The organism is Streptomyces sp. MBT53 (assembly GCF_016654115.1).
Taxonomy (GTDB): domain Bacteria; phylum Actinomycetota; class Actinomycetes; order Streptomycetales; family Streptomycetaceae; genus Streptomyces.
Genome location: NZ_JAEQAZ010000025.1, coordinates 1 through 18043 on the forward strand (window position 1 = coordinate 1; position 18043 = coordinate 18043).

An 18043-nucleotide genomic window follows, 5' to 3' on the forward strand; every position below is an offset into this window, starting at 1 on the left:
CAGGTCATGGGCGTACGGATGCAACGCGGCCTTGGCAGCGCCGTACGCCCCGGTCCCCGACCCCCGGTACGCGGCGAGGGAACTGACGAACAGCACCCGCCCGCCCGGCTCCGCGAGCCTCGACTTCAGGGCCTCGGTGAGGAGCGCGGCGCTGAGGGTGTTGATGCGGAAGTTGACGGTCCAGTCGTGCGCGACGGCGTCCAGCGCGTCGCCGCCCGCGCTCCGCGGTTCCAGGGTCCCGTTGCCACCCGCGCTGTGCACCAGCACGTCCACCGTGCCGAACTCCTCGGCGACGAACCGCGCGACACCGCGCACCACTTCGGGGTCACCGAGATCGCCGGCGTACGTCAGCGCCCCCGGCACCCCGGCCTTCTCCAGCACCTCACGCCGCCGCCCCAGCAGCAGCACCTGATCCCCGTCGGCCACGAAGGCATGCGCCGCGGCGAGCCCAATTCCCGTACCACCACCACTGATTACGACATTGCGAGCCATGGTGCGAGCGTACAAAGGAAACCGGGAAGTCCTCTCCCGCGTTTACACGACTGCCATGTGTGTACACGAGGGTCAGCGCAGGCTGCGCACATCGAGATGCCGAAGCACCCGGTCCACGATCTCCGGATCCGCCCCGGGTTCGCTCCGCGCCGCCAGCACCTCGTGCCGCGCCGCGCTCATCATCTCCGACTGGATCCGCCGCATCCGCTTCACCCGCTGCACCCTCTTCTCGTACGCCTCCCGCCGCTCCCCGTCCCCCACCTCGGGAGAGATCCGCACCCCGATGTCGAACGCCCGCCGCAGCAACTGCTCGGACACCTCCTCGGGCAGTTCCTCCACGTCCTCGATCTCCCGCAGCCGCCGCTTCGCGGCCTTCGCCGCCCGCACCGCGAGCTCCTTCTCGAACGCCTTCTCGCTGTCGGTGTCGGCCCGCACCCCGAGCCGCTTCACCAGCCACGGCAGCGTGAGCCCCTGCAGCACCAGCGTCGCCATGATCACCCCGAACGCGATGAACACGATCTCGTCCCGGTCGGGGAACGCCGATCCGTCGTCCATGGTCAGCGGAATCGCCAGCGCCAACGCGACCGACGCCACGCCCCGCATCCCGGCCCACCACATGATCACGGTCTCCCGCCAGGACGTCGGGATCTCCTCGTCGTAGTCCCGCTTGGCATGCAGCCGTTTGGTCAGCCAGGTCGCCGGCAGCAGCCACGCCAGTCGTACGACCACGACGACACCGACGATCGCGGCGGCCCAGCCGAGCATCTCGCCCCAACGCCCGGACGCCGTACGGATCGCGTTGTGCAGTTCCAGCCCGATGAGCCCGAACGCGACCCCGGTGACCAGCGTGTCCACCACGTCCCACACGGTCGCCCCGGCGAGCCGGGTCAGCACGTCGTCGGCACCGAGCGAGTACTCGGCGAGGAACAGCGCGGTGGTGAGCACGGCGAGCACACCGGAGCCGTGCAGTTCGTCGGCCAGGACGTACGAGGCGTACGGCACCAGGAGGGTCAGCCCGATCTGCAGGGTGGCGTCGTCGAGCAACGACATCAGCTTGTTCGCGGCCCAGCCCAGGGCAAGCCCGACCGCCACGGCGACGACGGCGGACAGCACGAAGTCGAGTCCGGCGCGCCAGAAGTGGAAGGAACCGCTGACGGCCGCGGCGATCGCCACGTGGTAGAGCACGATGGCCGTGACGTCGTTGAAGAGGCCCTCGCCCTCCAGGATCGACACCAGCCGCCGCGGCAGCCCGAGTTGTCCGGCGACGGCGGTCGCCGCGACCGGGTCGGGCGGCGCCACCAGCGCGCCGAGCGCCACGGCGGCGGCGATCGGCAGCCCCGGCACGATCGCGCTCGCGACGAACGCCACGGCGAGGGTCGTGACGAAGACCAGCGCGACGGCGAGCAGGAAGATCGGCCGGATGTTGGCCGTGAACTGCCGCCAGGAGGTGCGCCGTACGGCCGCGTACAGCAGCGGAGGCAGCAGCAGGGGCAGGATCAGCTCGGGCGGGACGTTCACGTTCGGCACGAAGTCGGCCACCGCGAGGACTATCCCCAGGAGCGTCATGAGCACAGGCGACGGCAGACCGAACCGGTCCCCCAGCGGGACGCTCACCACGGCCCCGAGCAACAGGACGAAAAGCAGGGCCAATTGATCCACGGTCAGGGCTCCGGCGGGATCTCGACGTTCACACAGCGGACGCCCCAGCCTGCCACGCCGCCCGCCGGATCAGCCTTTTCGACGCCCTACGGCTGGTGAAGTGCGCGCCGCATCGCCCGGTGCGGGATGCCCGCGTCGGCGAACTCCGGGCCGTACGCCTCGTAACCGAGCCGTTCGTAGAACCCCATCGCGTGCGTCTGGGCGTGCAGGTCGACCGCGGCCAGCCCACGCGCGCGTGCCGCGTCCTCGATGGCCCGCACCAGCGCGACCCCGACCCCGAGCCCCCGCGCCTCCTTGGCGACGGCCAACCGCCCCAGGGAACCCACGGTGAGATCACCGTCGGTCTTCGCCGCGGCCACCTCGCCGTACAGCAACCGCCCGGTGCCCAACGGCAGCCCGTCCTCCCGCACCGCGAGCACATGCGTCGCTACGGCGTCGTACTCGTCGTACTCGATCTCCTGGGGCACGCCCTGCTCGACGACGAAGACCTCCTTGCGCACCGCGAAGCAGGCCTCACGGTCGGCCGGGTCCTCGGCGACGCGCACCGCGTATGGCGTGGGACTCATGCGTACGTCTCCTCGCGCACCAGGTCCAGGGCCTGCTGGAGGTCGTCCGGGTAGCCGCTCTCGAACTCGACCCACTGGCCGTCGGCGGGGTGCTCGAAGCCGAGCCGGACGGCGTGCAGCCACTGGCGGGTCAGGCGCAGCCGCTTGGCGAGCGTCGGGTCGGCGCCGTACGTCAGGTCGCCCACGCACGGGTGCCGGTGGGCCGCCATGTGCACGCGGATCTGGTGGGTGCGGCCGGTCTCCAGCTTCACGTCGAGCAGGGAGGCCGCGCGGAACGCCTCGATGAGGTCGTAGTGCGTGACCGACGGCTTGCCCTCGGCGGTGACCGCCCACTTGTAGTCGTGGTTCGGGTGGCGGCCGATGGGGGCGTCGATGGTGCCGCTGGTCGGATCGGGGTGGCCCTGGACCAGCGTGTGGTAGCGCTTGTCGACCGTGCGCTCCTTGAACTGGCGCTTCAGCGACGTGTACGCGCGCTCCGACTTCGCGACCACCATCAGGCCGGACGTGCCGACGTCGAGGCGGTGCACGATGCCCTGGCGCTCGGCGGCACCCGAGGTGGAGATGCGGTACCCGGCGGCGGCCAGACCGCCGATGACCGTCGTACCGGTCCAGCCGGGGCTGGGGTGGGCGGCGACGCCGACCGGCTTCACGATCACGATCACGTCATCGTCGTCGTAGACGATCTCCATGCCCTCGACCGGCTCGGCGACGATCTGCACGGGCGCGGGCGCCTGCGGCATCTCGACCTCGAGCCAGGCCCCGCCGTGCACCCGCTCGGACTTCCCGACCACCGAGCCGTCGACCGTGACCTTCCCCGCCGAGGCCAGCTCGGCGGCCTTCGTACGGGAGAAACCGAACATCCGGGAGATGGCGGCGTCGACACGCTCGCCCTCCAGGCCGTCGGGCACGGGCAGGTTTCGGATCTCGGGAACTGTGCTCACTCGGTCGAGTATGCCGGACGGGTCCGACACCGCCTTACCTGAGCCCTTGCGCGCAGCCCCCGTAGACCTGCGCTCAGCCCTCGTGGACCCGCGTTCAGTCCTTGTGGACCGTGCCGTCCGGGTCGAGGCCGCGGAAGGAGAGCAGCACGATCAGGATGCCGCCGCAGACGATCGCCGAGTCGGCGAGGTTGAAGACGGCGAAGCCCTTGGGCGCGATGAAGTCGACGACCTCGCCCTGGAAGATGCCGGGCGAACGGAAGATCCGGTCGGTGAGGTTGCCGAGCGCGCCGCCCAGCAGCAGCCCCAGCGCGATCGCCCAGGGGAGGCTGTAGAGCTTGCGGGCCAGCCGCGCGATCACCACGATCACGGCGGCGGCGATCATCGTGAAGATGACCGTGAAGGCCGCGCCGAACCCGAAGGCCGCGCCGGGGTTGCGGATCGCGTGGAACTCCAGCCAGTCCCCGAAGACCTCGATCGGCGCGTGGTGCTCCAGCTTGGCCACCACGAGCAGCTTGCTGACCAGGTCGAGGGTGTACGCGAACGCGGCCACCGCGAACAGCACCGCGATCCGTCGTTTGCCCCTGGGGCGCACGGTCTCGCCCCGCTCCGGCTCCGCCCCCGCCGCCTCTGGGGTATCCGGCGTACCGATGATGCGCTCCGCCTCTGCCACGTGAGTCCCTCGAACCTAGGTACCTGACTGAGGAAGAGGGTACGGCACACCTCTCGGCACCCTCTGTACCGGCGTTCAGTACCGGCGATCGACAGCGGCGCTCAGTACCGGCGTTCCTGCTTCTGCTTGCACTCGACGCACAGGGTGGCTCGCGGGAAGGCCTGCATGCGCGCCTTGCCGATGGGGTTGCCGCAGTTCTCGCACAGGCCGTAGGTGCCCGCGTCCAGCTTCCCGAGGGCGCGCTCGGTCTGGATCAGCATCTCGCGCGCGTTGGCGGCCAGCGCCATCTCGCTCTCCCGCGTGATGTTCTTGGTGCCGGTGTCGGCCTGGTCGTCGCCGGCACCGTCCCCGGAGTCCCGCATCAGCCCGGCCAGCGCCCGCTCGGTGGACGTGATCTCCTCGCTCAGCCGCTCGGCGTCGGCCAGCAGCTCGGTGCGGGCCTCCTCGACCTCCTGAGGCGTCCAGGGGTCCTCGCCCGGGCGGACCGCCAGCTCGCCCGGCCCGGCCGCCGCGGCGAGCCGCGCCTTGGGAACGGGTGTCTTCGCCGCCGTGGCCGTACCAGGAGTCTTCTTCGCAACCACCGTCGTGGCTCCCGTCTGCTCCGCGGCCCGTGCCGCGCCCGCCGTTGCCTTCTTGGCCGCACTCTTCGTGCGCTTCGCGCTGTTCGTCGTCGTCCTGGCGGTCGCCGCCGACTTGGCCGTCGACTTCGCGGCCGACTTCGTTGTCGTCCTCGCGGCCGACTTCGTTGTCGTCCTGGTCGCGGTGCCCTTCGGGGACTCGTTCAGGGCGACGGCCGCCTTCGGAGCTGCCGTCTTCTTCACAGCCGCCTTCTTCGGAGCCGTCTTCTTCGGTGCCGTCTTCTTCGGTGCCGTCTTCTTCGGTGCCGTCTTCTTCGCATCCACAGCCGTCGCCTTCGCGGCCGTTCTCTTCACCGTCGTCTTCTTCGAGTTGGTCGTCTTCTCGGAACCGGTCGCCTTCTCCGAAGCGGTCGCTTTCTCCGAGGCGGTCGTCTTCTTCGAACCGGTCGTCTTCTCCGAAGAAGCCGCCTTCGTAGCGACCGCCTTCTTCGCCGCGGTCTTCTTCGTTGCGGTCTTCTTCGCCACCATGGCCGCGGCCCCTTCACATTTTGTGATCACGCACGCGAATCGTGCTGGGACGATAAATCGACTTGAGTCCCGCGGCAACGGGGCACGCCGCCCGATTCGTCCACCCTTCCGGCCCCGCGCGGCGAGCCTTCAAGCGTTGTGCCCAGCTCCCCGCCGGGTAATCCGCCGCGCTCGGCACCCTGGACCTCGAACGCGCGTTCAGCGCCATTCGAGTCATACGGCAGGCCGGGAAGGCTCCGCGCGAAGCACCCGCCGATGCCCCCGCAAAACCGGTCGGCCGCTGTCGGCGCGGGCCCGTACACTGGGCGGAGCGAGAAGCGTGGATGGGGACGAGTAGCGGCGTACGCAGCCCAGAGCGACCCGGGGACGGTGGAAGCCCGGGGGCGAGCGCGACGTGAAGATCACCCCGGAGCCGCCGGAAGAAAGCCGCAGCCGACCGGCCGTGGCGAGTAGACCCGGTATCGCGACCCCAATGAGGGGGCTCACTGGTGCGCAGGGTGCACCGGGGAGCCAAGGAGGGTGGTACCGCGGGAGCGCGCCGCACACGGCGTACGGAAAGTCGTAGCTCTCGTCCCTCCGGACGGAAGGCAGAAAGTCCGCCGGAGGAAGCTCGCTGATGACAACGCCGACGTACCGCCAGGTGCCCGCCCAGGTCGACCTGCCCGCGCTGGAGCACGCCGTGCTCGACTTCTGGCGCGAGCAGAAGATCTTCGCCAAGACCCTGGACCAGTCCGAGGGGCGCCCCGAGTGGGTGTTCTACGAGGGCCCGCCCACGGCCAACGGCATGCCGGGCGCCCACCACATCGAGGCGCGCGTCTTCAAGGACGTCTTCCCCCGCTTCCGGACCATGCGCGGCTACCACGTGGGCCGCAAGGCCGGCTGGGACTGCCACGGACTCCCGGTGGAGCTGGCGGTCGAGAAGGAGCTGGGCTTCACCGACAAGCAGGACATCGAGGCGTTCGGCATCGCCGAGTTCAACGCCAAGTGCCGTGAGTCCGTGACCCGGCACACCGACGCCTTCACCGAGCTGACGACCCGCATGGGGTACTGGGTCGACCTCGACGACGCCTACCGGACCATGGACCCGGAGTACATCGAGTCGGTCTGGTGGTCGCTCAAGGAGATCTTCAACAAGGGCCTGCTGGTCCAGGACTACCGCGTCGCCCCCTGGTGCCCGCGCGACCAGACGGGTCTCTCGGACCACGAGCTGGCGCAGGGCTACGAGACGGTCGTCGACCCCTCCGTGTACGTCCGTTTCCCGCTCACCTCCGGTCCGCTGGCCGGCCGTGCCGCGCTCCTGGTGTGGACGACGACGCCCTGGACGCTGGTGTCCAACACCGCCGTCGCCGCCCACCCCGAGGTCACCTACGTCGTCGCGACGAACGGCGAGGAGCAGCTCGTCGTCGCCGAGCCGCTGCTCGCCAAGGCCCTCGGCGAGGGCTGGGAGACCACCGGTGAGACCTTCACCGGCACCGAGATGGAGCGCTGGACCTATCAACGTCCGTTCGAGCTCGTCGAGTTCCCGGAGCCGGCGCATTACGTCGTCAACGCGGAGTACGTGACGACCGAGGACGGCACGGGTCTGGTCCACCAGTCCCCCGCCTTCGGCGAGGAGGACCTCAAGGTCTGCCGCGCGTACGGCCTGCCGGTCGTGAACCCGGTCCGCCCCAACGGCACCTTCGCCGAGGACGTCCCGCTCGTAGGCGGCATCTTCTTCAAGAAGGCCGACGAAAAGCTCACCGAGGACCTGAAGGACCGCGGTCTGCTCTTCAAGCACGTGCCGTACGAGCACAGTTACCCGCACTGCTGGCGCTGCCACACCGCGCTGCTGTACTACGCGCAGCCCTCCTGGTACATCCGCACCACCGCGGTCAAGGACCGTCTGCTCCAGGAGAACGAGAACACCAACTGGTTCCCGGACACCGTCAAGCACGGCCGGTACGGCGACTGGCTGAACAACAACATCGACTGGGCACTGTCCCGCAGCCGCTACTGGGGCACCCCTCTGCCGATCTGGCGCTGCGCGGACGACCACCTCACGGTCGTCGGCTCCCGCGCGGAGCTGACCGAGCTGACCGGCACCGACCAGTCGAACCTGGACCCGCACCGCCCGTTCATCGACGCGGTCACCTTCGCCTGCCCCCAGTGCGGCGAGAGCGCCACGCGCGTGCCCGAGGTCATCGACGCCTGGTACGACTCGGGTTCGATGCCGTTCGCGCAGTGGGGCTACCCGTACAAGAACAAGGAGATGTTCGAGTCCCGCTACCCGGCGCAGTTCATCTCCGAGGCGATCGACCAGACCCGCGGCTGGTTCTACACGCTGATGGCGATCGGCACCCTGGTCTTCGACAAGTCGTCGTACGAGAACGTGGTGTGCCTCGGCCACATCCTCGCCGAGGACGGCCGCAAGATGTCCAAGCACCTGGGGAACATCCTGCAGCCGATCCCGCTGATGGACCAGCACGGGGCCGACGCGGTGCGGTGGTTCATGGCGGCCGGCGGTTCCCCGTGGGCGGCCCGCCGCGTGGGCCACGGCACGATCCAGGAGGTCGTCCGCAAGACGCTCCTGACGTACTGGAACACGGTCGCCTTCCAGGCCCTGTACGCCCGCACGTCCGACTGGGCGCCGAGCGCGGCGGACCCGGCCCCGGCCGACCGCCCGGTCCTGGACCGCTGGCTGCTGTCCGAACTCCACGCGCTCACCGACCAGGTGACACAGGCTCTGGAGGCGTACGACACCCAGCGCGCCGGCAAGCTCCTGTCGGCGTTCGTCGACGACCTCTCCAACTGGTACGTCCGCCGCTCCCGTCGCCGCTTCTGGCAGGGCGACAAGGCCGCGCTGCGCACCCTGCACGAGGTCGTCGAGACGGTCACCAAGCTGATGGCCCCGCTGACCCCGTTCATCACCGAGCGGGTCTGGCAGGACCTGGTCGTCCCGGTGACCCCGGGCGCCCCCGAGTCGGTCCACCTGTCCGCGTGGCCGGAGGCGGACCTGTCCGTCATCGACCCGGAGCTGTCGAAGCAGATGGTGCTCGTACGGCGCCTGGTGGAGCTGGGCCGGGCCACGCGCGCGGAGTCGGGCGTCAAGACGCGCCAGCCGCTGTCCCGCGCGCTGATCGCGGCGACGGGCTTCGCCGCCCTGGACCGCGAACTGCACGCGCAGATCACGGAGGAGCTGAACGTCGAGGGGCTCGCCTCGCTGAGCGAGGTCGGCGGCTCGCTGGTCGACACCACGGCCAAGGCCAACTTCCGCGCCCTGGGCAAGCGGTTCGGCAAGCGCGTCCAGGACGTCGCGAAGGCCGTCGCGAACGCCGACGCGGCTGCCCTGTCCCTCGCCCTGCGCGAGGGCACGGCGACCGTCGAGGTGGACGGCGAGACCATCACGCTGGCTCCGGATGAGGTGATCATCACAGAGACCCCGCGCGAGGGCTGGTCCGTGGCCTCCGACTCGGGGGCGACGGTCGCGCTCGACCTGGAGATCACGGAGGAGCTGCGGCAGGCGGGCCTGGCCCGTGACGCGATCCGGCTGATCCAGGAGGCCCGCAAGAACAGCGGCCTGGACGTGGCCGACCGGATCGCGCTGCGCTGGACGTCGACGGACCCTGAGGTCATCTCGGCGCTGGCCGAGCACGCTGCGCTGATCGCCGACGAGGTGTTGGCGACGGACTTCGCCCAGGGCGAGGCGGACGACGCGTACGGCGACCCGTTCACGGACGAGGGGCTGTCGCTGGTGTTCCGCCTGCGTAAGGCGTAGGCACCGCTGGTGTGAGAAAGGGCCCGGTCTCCGTGGAGGAGGCTGGGCCCTTTCTCATTGGCTCGGGGGGGGGACCCGGAGACGTGCGCCCACGCGGCGGAGCCGCAGATCGACACAGCCCCGCGCCCCTGAAGAACCCGCACACAAAAGGGCGGGGCCCCCGGAAAATTCCGGGGGCCCCGCCCTTTGAACGCTGCCGACGCCCAAGGCGTACTAGAGGCCGGTCAGTTGTCGTCCTCGTCGATCAGGAAGCCGCGCATCGGCGAGGGAGCCTGGCCCATCGGGGAGGGGCCCTGCGGCCGTACCGGAGCCATCGGCTGGGTCATCGCCGGGGACATCTGCTGCTGGCCGCCGTAGGACGGACCGGCCGGAGCCGGGCCACCTCCCATGCCGCCCATGCCACCCATACCCTGCGGGCCGCCGTACGACGGGGCGCTCGCGCCGGCCGGGGCCATCGAGGGCGCCGGGGACGGCGGAAGCGACGCGGCGGCCGGAGCACGCGGCGGAGCGAGCGAGTCGTCGGCCTGGGTCTCCAACTGACGCAGCTGGGACTCCAGGTAGGACTTCAGACGCGTCCGGTACTCGCGCTCGAAGCCGCGCAGATCCTCGACCTTGCGCTCCAGCGTGGCGCGGGCGGACTCCAGGGAGCCCATCGCGACGCGGTGCTTCTCCTGCGCGTCCCGCTCCAGGGCGTCGGCCTTGGCACGGGCGTCACGCTCGAGACCCTCGGCGCGCGAACGGGCCTCGCCGACGATCTTGTTGGCCTCGGAACGGGCCTCGGCGATCGCCTGGTCGGCGGTCTGCTGGGCCAGCGAGAGGACACGGGCGGCGCTGTCGCCACCGGGGCCCTGCTGCGGCATGCCGCCGCCCATCGGTCCGCCCATGCCCATCTGCTGCTGCATGGGGGGCTGGCCCATCTGACCCTGCATCGGGCCCTGGCCCATCTGCTGCATCTGGCCCTGCATCGGGCCCTGGCCCATCTGACCCTGGCCCATCTGGCCCTGCATCGGACCCTGGCCCATGGGGCCCTGTCCCATCGGACCCTGGCCCTGCGGGCCACCCTGGCCGGGGCCGGGCGGCAGCTGCGGGGCACCGCTCGGCAGCTGGGGCGGGCCGCCCATGGGGCCGCCCATCTGCTGCTGCGGCGGGCCCGATATGCCGGCGGGCACCGGGGCGCCCGGACCGCGCATGCCCTGCTGCGGCATGCCTTGCGGGGGCATGCCCTGCTGGGGCATCCCCTGTTGCTGCATGCCGCCCTGCTGCTGGTCCTGATCCGGGGGCTTGCGCATGTTCTGCTGATTCTGGGCAGCGGCCCGCGTGGCCGCGGCCAGTTTGGCGCGCAGGTCCTCGTTCTCGCGGAGCAGGCGCGTCAGTTCGGCTTCGACCTCGTCGAGGAAGGCATCAACCTCGTCCTCGTCATAGCCTTCTCGGAGGCGGACGGTCGTGAACTGCTTGTTCCGCACGTCCTCGGGGGTCAACGGCATCTCTTCACCTCAACGTAGTCATCGGCAGTCGGCAAGACCGTATCGTCCACTGTCACCCCGCGAGCTTGCCCACGATAGAGATCAAGATGTAGACGATGATCATCAGGACGAAGAAGGACAGGTCGAGCGCCACGCCCCCGAGACGCAACGGCGGAATGAACCGCCGTAGAAGCTTCAACGGTGGATCGGTGACAGTGTAGGCGGCCTCCAGAACGACCACCATCGCCTTGCCGGGTTGCCATGAGCGGGCGAACTGGAAGACGTAGTCCATGACCAACCGGAAGATGAGCACGATGAGGAACACCATCAGCGCGATGTAGATCACCTGCGCGAACACGCTCATGGTCTGTGTTTCCCTCTCCCCTGTTCCGTGCTTCCTAGCGGCTGTCTGTCTCAGCTCTGATTGAAGAACCCGCCCTCTGCGATGCGGGCCTTGTCCTCCGCCGTGACATCGACGTTAGCAGGCGACAACAGGAACACCTTCTGCGTCACCCGCTCGATGCTGCCGTGAAGACCAAACACCAAACCGGCCGCAAAGTCGACAAGTCGCTTGGCGTCTGTGTCATCCATCTCAGTCAGATTCATGATCACCGGGGTGCCTTCACGGAAGTGTTCCCCGATGGTACGGGCCTCGTTGTAGGTCCGGGGGTGAAGTGTGGTGATCCGGTAAGGCTCTCGTTCCGACACGACCTTGGGCATGATCACCGGTGCGTTCTTCTCCAGGGACTGGCGTTCTTGTGTGATGGATGCCACGGGCGCGATGCGCGCCGGACGCCCTGATTCCGCACCCAGTGAAGCGGAATGGGACACCGGGTCGCGAGGGGCCGGAGGCTGCACCACTCGTACCGGTTCGTCCCTTTGGGACTGATGTGAACTGTGCGCCTGGTGCGACGGCTCGTGCCGTCGACGGTCCCGCTCGGGCTCCGGGTCCAGTTCGGGTTCGAAGTCGTCGTCGGGGTCGAAACCCCGGCCGTCGTACCCATCGTCCTCCACGAGGCCGAGGTAGACCGCCATCTTGCGCATCGCGCCGGCCATTCTCTGAGTCCTCCGCTCTGTGGTGGATCGGCTGACGACTGCCAAGTGCCCGCGATCCACGAGGTCGTTACGCCCGCCTGCGGCGGCAATGACCATATTTTCTGCTGTGGTCCGACTTCCTGGCGACGTTACCCGAGCCTGGGGCGGACGCCGAGTACCGCAGTGCCGACGCGTACATGTGTCGCTCCGGCTGCCACGGCCTGTTCGAGGTCCGCACTCATCCCTGCCGACACCATGTTCGCAGCCGGATGGGCTCGGCGCAGGTCAGTCGACAAATCCATCAACCGCCCGAACGCCTCCTGTTGGCGTCCCGCGTACTCCCCGGTGAGCGGAGCGACGGTCATCAGACCGTCGAGCCGCAGCCCCGGGGAGTCGGCCACCAGGTCGGCCAACTCCGCGATGCCGCCCGGTCCGACGCCACCGCGCTCGCCCCGCCCGCTCACCCCCGCGTCCAGCGCGACCTGGATGAGACAGCCCAGTTCGCGCCCGGAGCGCTCGGTCTCCTTCGACAGCGCGGTCACGAGCCGGGCCCGGTCGACCGACTGCACGACATCGGCGTAACCGGCCACGGATCGCACCTTGTTGGTCTGCAACTGGCCGACGAAGTGCCAACTCAGCGGCAGATCCGCGCATTCGGCCGCCTTCGGGGCCGCGTCCTGGTCCCGGTTCTCGGCGACATGACGCACACCGAGTTCGGCCAACGTTCTCACGTCGCTCGCCGGATAGGTCTTGGTGACCACGATCAGGGTCACTTCTTCGCGCTTCCGCCCGACCGCCGTACAGGCGGCGGCGATGCGCTCCTCGACTTTCGCCAGATTCGCGGCGAGTTCGTCCCTACGGTCCGTCATGCACCATCAGTCCAGCCACACATAGCTCGCGAGCCGCCCGGTGGTGCGGTCGCGGCGGTACGAGAAGTGATCGTCCGATTCACGGGTGCACACCGGCGACCGCTCCCGGTCGCGCACCCCGAGCCGGTCGAGCTGCGCGTGCGCTCCGGCGGTCACGTCGACCGCGGGAGTGCCCCAACTCGTCTCGGCGTACGCCGCGGGTTCCACGGCGGCGACATCGGCGCGCATCTCCGCGGGCACTTCGTAGCACCGGCCGCAGACGGCGGGTCCGGTGCGGGCGACGATCCGGGCGGGATCGGCGCCGAGTTCCGTCATGGCCCGTACGACGGCGGGTACGACCCCTGCCACCATGCCCGGGCGTCCGGCGTGGGCCGCGCCCGCGATCCCGGCGACCGGGTCGGCGAGCAGGACCGGGGTGCAGTCGGCGGTCAGGACCGCGAGGGCGAGTCCGCGCCGGGCGGTGACGAGCGCGTCCACGGAGGGGATGTCGGCGGCGCCCCAGGGCCCGTCGACGACCGCCACGTCCGCGCCGTGCACCTGGTTCATCCAGACCACCAGCGCCGGGTCCAAGCCCAGTGATTTGGCGGCCAGTTCGCGATTGGTACGGACCGCGTCGGGGTCGTCGCCGACCGCGCCGCCGAGGTTGAGCTCCTCGTACGGAACGGCGCTCACCCCGCCCCACCTGTCGGTGAAGGCGAAATGCGCGCCGCTCACGGTGTCGAACTGTCCTATCACTTCAGGAAGTCCGGTACGTCCAGCTCCTCGGCGGCGCTGTCCGAGTAGGTCCGCGACGGCGGGACCGGCGGGGCGACCGGGAGGTCGGCGGCCGGTGCCGACGCGGGCTCCGGCTCCTCCTTCGGCTTGACGCTGCCGAGCGAGCCGAAGGACGGCCGGCTCTCGGTCTGCCGTACCGGGGTCGGCTCGTCGCGGCGGGCCGAGGACGAGCCCATGGTGCTCTCGCGGCGGGTCGGCGGCTGGCCGCCGTCGAAGCCGGCCGCGATGACCGTGACCCGGACCTCGTCGCCGAGCGCGTCGTCGATGACCGCGCCGAAGATGATGTTGGCCTCGGGGTGCGCGGCCTCGCTGACCAGTTGGGCCGCTTCGTTGATCTCGAACAGGCCGAGGTCGGAGCCGCCGGAGATGGAGAGCAGGACGCCGCGGGCGCCGTCGATGGAGGCTTCGAGGAGCGGCGAGGAGATCGCCATCTCGGCCGCCGCCACCGCGCGGTCGTCGCCGCGGGCCGAGCCGATGCCCATGAGGGCCGAACCGGCCTCGGACATCACGGACTTGACGTCGGCGAAGTCGAGGTTGATCAGGCCGGGCGTGGTGATGAGGTCGGTGATGCCCTGGACGCCGGAGAGCAGGACCTGGTCCGCCGACTTGAAGGCGTCGAGGACGGAGACCTGGCGGTCCGAGATGGACAGCAGCCGGTCGTTCGGGATGACGATGAGGGTGTCGACCTCTTCGCGGAGTTCGGCGATGCCGTCCTCCGCCTGGTTGGCCCGGCGCCGTCCTTCGAAGGTGAAGGGGCGGGTGACCACGCCGATGGTGAGGGCGCCCAGGGAGCGGGCGATGTTGGCCACGACGGGGGCGCCGCCGGTGCCGGTGCCGCCGCCTTCGCCGGCCGTCACGAAGACCATGTCGGCCCCCTTGAGGACCTCCTCGATCTCCTCGCGGTGATCCTCGGCGGCCTTGCGGCCGACGGCCGGGTTGGCGCCGGCGCCGAGTCCGCGGGTGAGTTCGCGTCCGACGTCGAGTTTGACGTCGGCGTCGCTCATCAACAGCGCCTGCGCGTCGGTGTTGATGGCGATGAACTCGACGCCCTTGAGGCCGACCTCGATCATCCGGTTGATGGCATTGACACCACCGCCGCCGACACCGATGACCTTGATGACTGCGAGGTAGTTCTGCGGTGCTGCCACGTCGAAGGCCTCTCGCCTCGAATTACGTCGCCGTCTCCGTGCGGTTCCCGCGCGGGACGGCAGATGCCGAATGGGACGGTCCGTAGCGCCGACCCGAACCCTAACGTTGAAGTTTAGGGTTACCAGTGTGTCTGTTCCTTGAAGTCTTCTGAACAGGACACTAAGTCGACAAGTGGCGCACGTTCAACGAACACGCCGAACCTCCCGTTTTTCTTTTCACCCTATGTGATCAGCCGTAGCGCTGCCCAACCAGGGTGCTGGCCTGCGCGAATGTGCGTCAACTCCCGGCTGACGCAGGGGCGGTGGGAACACTTACGTCGAAGTGCCGGGCTCCGGAAGCTGCTTTCATGAGAGCGGTGAGCGTACGCGCCTTCGCCGCGCCCTTGTCGCCGCTTCCCCATGAGACGGTCCGGCCGCCGCTCAACTCCAGTGAGATGTCGTCGTATGAACGGACCTTGACGACCTGTGTGTCGCGCGCGACGGCGGCCGGAATGTCACCTGCGACGCGCACCGCCTCGCGGACGAGTCGGTCCTCGCCGAAGCGGCGCAGGCCGGCGGCGGACGAAGCCGTGGGAGAGAGCGTCAATTCGAGGGTGGGGACGGACTCCGGTGGCGTGGAAACGGTGGCGAATCGCACGCCCTCGTCGTCCACTTCGACAAAGTTTCCGCCCTTTTTCACCACCAGGACCGGGCTGCGTTCGGTCACTTTCAGCCCGATTCCATGAGGCCAGGAACGGACTACGTCAACGGTGTCAATTCGGGGCAATTTCCTGCGGAGTCGGGCTTCGATGGCATCGGTGTCGACGGAAATGAGCGGTCCGCCGACCGGTACGCCGGCGGCTTCGCGCACCTGCTCCGGCGTCAGGACCCTGGTCCCGGAGACCGACACCTTCTCCACCCGCAGCCACTGCGAGCCGTAGAGCAGCCAGACCGCCGCGGTGCCCAACAGGGCTGCGGCTAGGGCGAGTACGACAATCAGACGAAGACGCCGACGCCCCAGGCGCCGGACAAGGGGCGGGCCGGACGACTCCTGTTGGCGTTCACCGCGTTCGGCGGTCGTCGGTCCGGCCACGATCCCCTGCCTCTCTCACATATGGCTAGCGGTGCCGCGAGGCGATCGCCTCGTACACCATGCCGACGAGCAGGTCGTCGGCGTCCCGGCGGCCGAACTCGCTTGCCGCGCGCGACATCTCGTACAGCCGGTGCGGATCGGCGAGCACGGGCAGGACGTTGCCCTGGACCCACTCGGGCGTCAGTTCCGCGTCGTCGACCAGGAGTCCGCCGCCGGCCTTCACCACCGGCTGGGCGTTCAGCCGCTGTTCGCCGTTGCCGATGGGCAGCGGGACGTAGGCGGCCGGGAGTCCGACGGCGGAGAGTTCGGCGACGGTCATCGCGCCCGCGCGGCAGAGCATCATGTCGGCCGCGGCGTACGCGAGGTCCATCCGGTCCACGTACGGTACCGGGATGTAGGGGGGCATCCCCGGCATCTGGTGCACCTGCGGCAGTTCGTTCTTCGGGCCGACCGCGTGCAGGATCTGGATCCCGGCCTGTTGGAGGTACGGCGCGACCCGCTCGACCACCTCGTTGAGGTGCCGGGCGCCCTGCGAGCCGCCGGAGACCAGCAGCGTCGGCAGGTTCGGGTCGAGCCCGAACGCGGCCCGGGCCTGCGGGCGTACGGCCGCGCGGTCCAGGAGGGCGATGGAGCGGCGCAGCGGGATGCCGATGTAACGGGCGCCCCGCAGCTTGCTGTCCGGGGTGGAGACGGCGACCTGGGCCGCGTAGCGCGAGCCGATCTTGTTGGCCAACCCGGGCCTGGCGTTGGCCTCATGGATCACGATCGGCACCCCGAGGCGCTTGGCCGCGAGATAGCCGGGCAGCGCCACATAGCCGCCGAAGCCGACGACCGCGTCCGCCTTGGTGCGCTCCAGGATCTGCTCGGCGGCCTTGATCGTGCCGCGCAACCGGCCCGGCACGGTGATCAGTTCCGGGGTGGGCTTGCGGGGCAGCGGTACGGCGGGGATCAGCGCGAGTTCGTAGCCCCGCTCGGGTACGAGGCGGGTCTCAAGGCCGCGTTCCGTGCCCAGCGCCGTGATCCCCACGGTGGGGTCCTGCCTGCGCAGGGCGTCCGCGAGGGCGAGCGCGGGCTCGATGTGGCCGGCGGTCCCCCCACCGGCGAGTACGACATGCACCGAAATTCACCGCTCTCCGGACGAACGCGCCGCCGAGGCACGCCGTCTCATCGTGTTCCATCTGCGGGGACTCCGGCCGGAACCGGGTCCCCTGGCCCCCCGCTTTCTACCAAAGCGGGGTTGCCGCATCGCAAGCGCCGCCCGCGCAGCGGGGTCGTCGCGCGCGAAGGCGATCAGCAACCCGATGGCGAACATGGTCGGCAGCAGGGCGGAACCCCCGTAGGAGAACAGCGGGAGCGGGACGCCGGCGATCGGCAGCAGGCCGAGCACCGCACCGATGTTGATCACCGCCTGAGCGGTGATCCAGGTGGTCACGCCTCCCGCGGCATACCTCACGAAGGGGTCCTCCGTGCGTCCGGCCACGCGGATACCCGCATAGCCTAGAGCCGCGAAGAGGGCGAGGACCGACAGCGTGCCCGCCAGGCCCAGTTCCTCACCGGTGACGGCGAAGATGAAGTCCGTGTGGGCCTCGGGGAGTTGACCCCATTTCTCCACACTCGCCCCGAGCCCGGAGCCGAAGATCCCGCCCGATGCGAGCGCGTAGATCCCGTGCACGGCCTGCCAGCAGTCGGCGACCCCGGTCTTGGGCTCGGTGGCGCCGATGCAGGCGAGCCGGGCCATCCGGTTGGGGCTGGTCTTGATGAGGATCACACCGATCACGCCCGCGATCGACAGCACGCCGGCGAAGAGCCGGGTCGGTGCTCCGGCCAGCCAGAGCAGGCCGAACAGGATCGCGGTGAGGATGATCGCCGTACCCATGTCGCCGCCGAGCATGATCAGTCCGAGCAGCATGAACGCGACGGGCACCAGCGGCACCAGCATGTGCTTCCACTGGGACAGCATCGCCTTGTCCTGCTTGCGGGCGAGCAGGTCGGCGCCCCACAGGACGAGCGCCAGCTTGCCGAACTCGCTGGGCTGGATCTGGAAGGAGCCGCCGAGCGAGATCCAGTTGCGGTTGCCGTTGACCGACATCCCTATCCCCGGCAACTGCACCAGCGCCATCATGAAGACGGCGCCCGCGAGGATCGGATAGGCCAGCGCCCGGTGCAACTTGACCGGCATCCGCGAGGCGGCCAGCGCCAGCACCCCGCCGATACAGGCGGCGAGAAACTGTTTGCGGAAGAAATACGAGCCGGGCAGCGAGAGTTGGAGCGCGGTGATCTGGGAGGCCGAGTAGACCATCACCAGACCCAGCACGGTGATCAGCACGCTGCCGCCGGCGATCAGGTAGTAGGCGGTCAGCGGCCGGTCCCAGGCCTTGCGCGCGTTGGCGTACAGCCGTCGTACGGGGTTGTCCCGTACGGTCCGTGCGGCGGCGGGACGTCTGGGGGGCCGCTGCTGCACGGGCGGCCGGCCGGTACGGCTACTGGGCATCAG

The 18043-nt window shown here is 69.6% G+C and carries 16 protein-coding genes; 1 reads left to right on the plus strand and 15 read right to left on the minus strand.

Annotated elements, in window-relative coordinates; genetic code table 11:
- The 6 genes from JHN45_RS11845 to JHN45_RS11870 form a co-directional block, all read right to left on the minus strand.
- Positions 1-492 (minus strand): SDR family oxidoreductase (locus tag JHN45_RS11845; RefSeq protein ID WP_201049008.1); only part of this gene is annotated, 492 nt, incomplete at its 3' end.
- Positions 493-564: 72 nt separating this feature from the next.
- The gene (locus tag JHN45_RS11850) at positions 565-2151 is read right to left on the minus strand and encodes a Na+/H+ antiporter (RefSeq protein WP_200713000.1); all 1587 of its coding nucleotides are present in this window, start codon (positions 2149-2151) and stop codon (positions 565-567) included.
- A gap of 86 nt (positions 2152-2237) precedes the next feature.
- Positions 2238-2717, minus strand: coding sequence for a GNAT family N-acetyltransferase (locus JHN45_RS11855; RefSeq protein ID WP_200712999.1), 480 nt, complete (start codon positions 2715-2717; stop codon positions 2238-2240).
- Positions 2714-3658: an RluA family pseudouridine synthase gene (locus JHN45_RS11860; protein WP_026178396.1), complete on the minus strand. Its 945-nt coding sequence runs from the start codon at positions 3656-3658 to the stop codon at positions 2714-2716. The genes JHN45_RS11855 and JHN45_RS11860 overlap by 4 nt, the downstream gene beginning before the upstream one ends.
- A 94-nt stretch (positions 3659-3752) precedes the next feature.
- Positions 3753-4328 carry a signal peptidase II gene (lspA, locus tag JHN45_RS11865; RefSeq protein WP_200712998.1) on the minus strand — a complete coding sequence of 192 codons (576 nt, stop codon included), beginning with the start codon at positions 4326-4328 and terminating at the stop codon, positions 3753-3755.
- A gap of 101 nt (positions 4329-4429) precedes the next feature.
- Positions 4430-5434: a TraR/DksA family transcriptional regulator gene (locus JHN45_RS11870; protein ID WP_201049009.1), complete on the minus strand. Its 1005-nt coding sequence runs from the start codon at positions 5432-5434 to the stop codon at positions 4430-4432.
- A 616-nt stretch (positions 5435-6050) separates the two neighbouring features.
- On the opposite strand from JHN45_RS11870, the gene ileS reads away from it, so the two are divergent.
- Entirely contained in the window at positions 6051-9188 is a 3138-nt protein-coding gene (gene ileS / locus JHN45_RS11875) for an isoleucine--tRNA ligase (protein ID WP_201049010.1), read from the plus strand.
- A gap of 224 nt (positions 9189-9412) precedes the next feature.
- On the opposite strand, the gene JHN45_RS11880 is transcribed toward ileS, so the two are convergent.
- The 9 genes from JHN45_RS11880 to ftsW all read right to left on the minus strand — a co-directional run bounded on the left by JHN45_RS11880 (position 9413) and on the right by ftsW (position 18040).
- A complete protein-coding gene (locus tag JHN45_RS11880; RefSeq protein WP_200712995.1) occupies positions 9413-10672 on the minus strand; it encodes a DivIVA domain-containing protein in 1260 nt (419 codons plus the stop codon).
- Between the two features lie 52 nt (positions 10673-10724).
- Positions 10725-11015, minus strand: coding sequence for a YggT family protein (locus JHN45_RS11885; protein ID WP_200712994.1), 291 nt, complete (start codon positions 11013-11015; stop codon positions 10725-10727).
- 50 nt (positions 11016-11065) lie between these two features.
- Positions 11066-11707, minus strand: a complete 642-nt coding sequence (locus JHN45_RS11890) for a cell division protein SepF (protein WP_026178397.1) — start codon at positions 11705-11707, stop codon at positions 11066-11068.
- A 128-nt stretch (positions 11708-11835) separates the two neighbouring features.
- Positions 11836-12555: a YggS family pyridoxal phosphate-dependent enzyme gene (locus tag JHN45_RS11895; protein WP_201049011.1), complete on the minus strand. Its 720-nt coding sequence runs from the start codon at positions 12553-12555 to the stop codon at positions 11836-11838.
- Positions 12556-12561: 6 nt separating this feature from the next.
- Positions 12562-13290: a peptidoglycan editing factor PgeF gene (pgeF, locus tag JHN45_RS11900; protein ID WP_201049012.1), complete on the minus strand. Its 729-nt coding sequence runs from the start codon at positions 13288-13290 to the stop codon at positions 12562-12564.
- A complete protein-coding gene (gene ftsZ, locus JHN45_RS11905) occupies positions 13287-14477 on the minus strand; it encodes a cell division protein FtsZ (RefSeq protein ID WP_201049013.1) in 1191 nt (396 codons plus the stop codon). The genes pgeF and ftsZ overlap by 4 nt, the downstream gene beginning before the upstream one ends.
- Positions 14478-14754: 277 nt before the next feature.
- Complete coding sequence (locus JHN45_RS11910) at positions 14755-15549, minus strand: FtsQ-type POTRA domain-containing protein (RefSeq protein ID WP_201049014.1); 795 nt, start codon at positions 15547-15549, stop codon at positions 14755-14757.
- Positions 15550-15574: 25 nt separating this feature from the next.
- Positions 15575-16666: an undecaprenyldiphospho-muramoylpentapeptide beta-N-acetylglucosaminyltransferase gene (gene murG, locus JHN45_RS11915; RefSeq protein WP_019067754.1), complete on the minus strand. Its 1092-nt coding sequence runs from the start codon at positions 16664-16666 to the stop codon at positions 15575-15577.
- A 6-nt stretch (positions 16667-16672) separates the two neighbouring features.
- The gene (gene ftsW / locus JHN45_RS11920) at positions 16673-18040 is read right to left on the minus strand and encodes a putative lipid II flippase FtsW (RefSeq protein WP_200712989.1); all 1368 of its coding nucleotides are present in this window, start codon (positions 18038-18040) and stop codon (positions 16673-16675) included.
- Between the last annotated feature and the right edge of the window lie 3 nt (positions 18041-18043).